General features: G+C 41.3%; 5 protein-coding genes and 1 pseudogene. 1 reads left to right on the plus strand and 5 read right to left on the minus strand.

The features are described 5' to 3' along the window. Positions 1-170: pseudogene (locus ACFIL3_RS09395) on the plus strand (DNA-binding protein); the annotation flags it as partial. 46 nt (positions 171-216) lie between these two features. On the opposite strand, the gene ACFIL3_RS09400 reads toward ACFIL3_RS09395, so the two are convergent. The 5 genes from ACFIL3_RS09400 to ACFIL3_RS09420 form a co-directional block, all read right to left on the minus strand. After that, positions 217-495 carry a hypothetical protein gene (locus tag ACFIL3_RS09400; RefSeq protein WP_375613969.1) on the minus strand — a complete coding sequence of 93 codons (279 nt, stop codon included), beginning with the start codon at positions 493-495 and terminating at the stop codon, positions 217-219. Then, positions 492-1223: an antA/AntB antirepressor family protein gene (locus ACFIL3_RS09405; protein ID WP_375682148.1), complete on the minus strand. Its 732-nt coding sequence runs from the start codon at positions 1221-1223 to the stop codon at positions 492-494. Before ACFIL3_RS09405 ends, ACFIL3_RS09400 begins: the two co-directional genes overlap by 4 nt. Positions 1224-1526: 303 nt before the next feature. Next, entirely contained in the window at positions 1527-2837 is a 1311-nt protein-coding gene (locus tag ACFIL3_RS09410) for a late control protein (RefSeq protein ID WP_375682149.1), read from the minus strand. Next, positions 2834-3058 carry a tail protein X gene (locus ACFIL3_RS09415; protein ID WP_375641093.1) on the minus strand — a complete coding sequence of 75 codons (225 nt, stop codon included), beginning with the start codon at positions 3056-3058 and terminating at the stop codon, positions 2834-2836. The genes ACFIL3_RS09410 and ACFIL3_RS09415 overlap by 4 nt, the downstream gene beginning before the upstream one ends. Beyond that, positions 3055-3187 (minus strand): phage tail protein (locus tag ACFIL3_RS09420; RefSeq protein ID WP_375682151.1); only part of this gene is annotated, 133 nt, incomplete at its 5' end. The genes ACFIL3_RS09420 and ACFIL3_RS09415, both read right to left, overlap by 4 nt.

Genomic DNA, 3187 nt, shown 5'->3' on the forward strand with positions numbered 1-3187 from the left:
CTCAAGAGACAGGACTAAATCGCGAGTCTCTTTATCGTTCTTTAAGCGATAAAGGTGATCCACGACTTTCTACTTTTCTTAGTGTTTTGAGTGCTTTAAATTTGCAGATTAGCTTAACGCCTATCCAAAATAATTGTAAGGAACAAGCGGCTTTAGAAGAAGCATCTTGACCACCTCCCCATTTTTGAGAACGGGGAGGGGAGTTCTATTTTTTAATTAAGCAACCTTTTTAATGGGGCTCTCCAAATTTGGTTCGTAAGCTTTTAACAAAGGCTCCATAATCGGGGGAGGTTTTAAGGTTCCAAAATTTGTAATCATTGCCAAAATTCTGAGTGCATTTGGTGATTCATCTTGAAGTTTTAAAATTAAAGCTTTTTCTATTGCATCCATGGTCTCAATGAGAGCATTAAAAGCCTTATCTTCGACATCATCACGATCAGAAAATTGAAACAAAGCCATCCATAAATCACATAAAAAGTCGATACTGGTGTTCATTGTACACCTCCATGGATTTGTTCTCTCAAACATGCCAATCCTTTTGGTGTGATTTTTGTTGAAGGGAGCACCTTTTCTGTTCCGTCCGGTCTTTGAATGGTAATAGCGGGGCAGTCCATGAATCCTTTCTTGATTTTATCCTGATAAGGTAACAGAGGCGCCCCTGGAGCCCGTCGATACACCCAATCATGTTTACGCAAGTAATCTGTTAAATCCTTTGGTCGTACTTCAAGCATTTTCGCTGCTTCAATAAGACCGAATAAACCATCAGAGCGCTTTAAACCATCAAGTGCTTTTGCTTTTGGTGCTAATTCTGCAATGGTGTTATCCTTTTGCTCTATTTGATTTTGTAAGTGATTTAAAACACCAAGTAATGCCTCGGGTTTGGAGTAGTCGACTTGTGGTGTTACTACTTGTTTCAAAAGCCGTTCACATTTGATAAAGTATTGACGTGCCTCATGCCCTTTATCATTCCTCTCTATCATAGAAAGATGTTTAGCCATGTCTAAGGTGAGAGCATAATCTTTAGAAGGACGTCCACCTGAACTTTCGCTCAAAAAAGAGCAAAAGTCATGCTCTTCTTTAAATTTACAATCTTGAATACGTCTGATAATCCAATCTTTAAAACTGGTTTTTACTTCTAAAAATGCGTGTAATTCTCGAGCGTTAACAGTTTGAACTGTTTCCTGTCCAATTATTTGTTCTGATATTTTTATAAGAGTGTTCATGATGAACTCCTAGATGTTAAAGTTTTTGATTGACACTCAATAGAGAGTGCCGGGTGCTCAAAAACACGGCATCTAGTCCGTCGTTATGCCTTTCCCAAAAGGGTATTGTATAGCATAACCACACCCGACAAGACCTTTATATGCCACGGCATATAATGAGTCAAAATCTTTAATGTTCAGAAGATTGATTATTTCGGCAACCAATCCGCTAGATGTTTTAAGGTGTTTTTGAGGCACCTGATTCGATTATTCATATTGTTGCCACATTGTCAAGTTGCTTCTGATAATTTTTTGATATTTTTGCTAATTGATGCCTTCCTCATCCATATGGATAACGCCTTCACCTTCGTCGCATGCGTTTGGTGGGGCGTTTGGATCAAGGGTATCATCTTTGTCTGGTGTGGTGTTTGCAACGTTTCCAGCCGCATCTTCTTGGGTTTCATCAAAAAGTTCGCAATCTATTTTTGTGGTATAACCACCTGTTTTATCAAGCTTGTGTTTAACACTTTTGATGCGCCATTCTGCTGGAATATAGGGGCGGAAAGGGGGCTCTTGAATAAGCTTTGCTTCTGCTTGCACAAAGGGATCACCACCAATATCACATGAGAAAGAAGATTTCCCACGTGATGATTTGTTGCGATAAGCAGCAATGGCCGCAACAGCTTCTGATTGATTGTGGTAGGTGTATTTGAGTTCATGAAAAGGCTCTTTACCAACCTTGACTTCCTTTTTTTCACCAGTGCGGATATCATGATAGCTTGCGATAACACCGCCTTTTTTCTCTTCTTCTTGCTCTTGATTTTCAGATGTTTTGGCTTCCGTCTCTTCTTTAGGCAAATTGGGGGCGTCACTTTCATCCATATGGATCACATCTTCGCCTTCCTCAATTTCCTCTGGTTCTCGTGCATCAGCGGCGGCTTTTTGATCATCTCCTGCATCTGTCTTTAATCCATTGGCGGCACCTGCTTCATCGCGTGCACTGTATTTAAAATCCCAAGAGGTACATTGTTTTTCATGGATGACAACGACGGGCAGTGTTTCACCGGTAATGGCTTTGCCTTCACCCCGTTTGGCAAGCACCAATTTGCCATCAACGGGTTTTGCTACCGCATCATATCCTCCTGCAAGGCGCGTGGCAAAAGCCATATCGCTTTCAGAAGTTTGATCAATGTGACGCACAACAATTTTAGCAAGAGCATGGTCAACTTTTGGTGTATAGCCATTACGCTCTGCTATCTCTTGAACAATACTTCCAAGGGTTTGCTGGTGATAGGATTGGCTTTTGGGGGTTCTGTAAGACGTGTTCATAGAGGCGGCGCGCCCTGTTACACTTAAGCTTTGTGGTGGGCTGCTTACAGAGATTTCATCAATCAGATAGGCTCCCATATCGCGGTTTTTGCCGCCTTCATAGCCAAGTGTGACAGAAATGATTGTTCCGATAAGAGGAATATCAAGAAAGCCGTTATCACTGTCACGGGCGCGGTCATCAAGCTCTATGGTGATACGGTCACTTTTGTTTTCTGCTTCATCGGTAATTTCAATCGACAAAACATAGTCCATCAGCATTCTTGTGATGTCCTCTCCATTTGCCATCACTGTGCAAAAAGGTTTCATGATTTGCTACCCCAAATTCTGATTACCGGTGTGGCTTTAGGATAGGGGAGGGTTGGTAAGAGTATCGTGATGCCTGCTTTTAAAATGGGTCCATAGTCTGCAAGCCCCAAATTCGCTGCATAGACGCGTTCAACAGCAAGGGCTTGTTGACCCTTTGCATAGTATCTCCAGCAAATGGCATCAACCATATCACCATCTTTGGTCATATAAAGATCACTCATAGGTCTTCACCATATTCTCTCAACTTTATTGTAAATTCTTGTTTTTTGGGGATGCCATTATGATGAAAAATGCTTTGTTTTTCCTCTACAGAAAGAATGACAAACTTACCTAAGATTTTGCCTTGACCA

This window comes from Bartonella sp. CE47NXGY (genome assembly GCF_042195415.1).
GTDB lineage: Bacteria > Pseudomonadota > Alphaproteobacteria > Rhizobiales > Rhizobiaceae > Bartonella.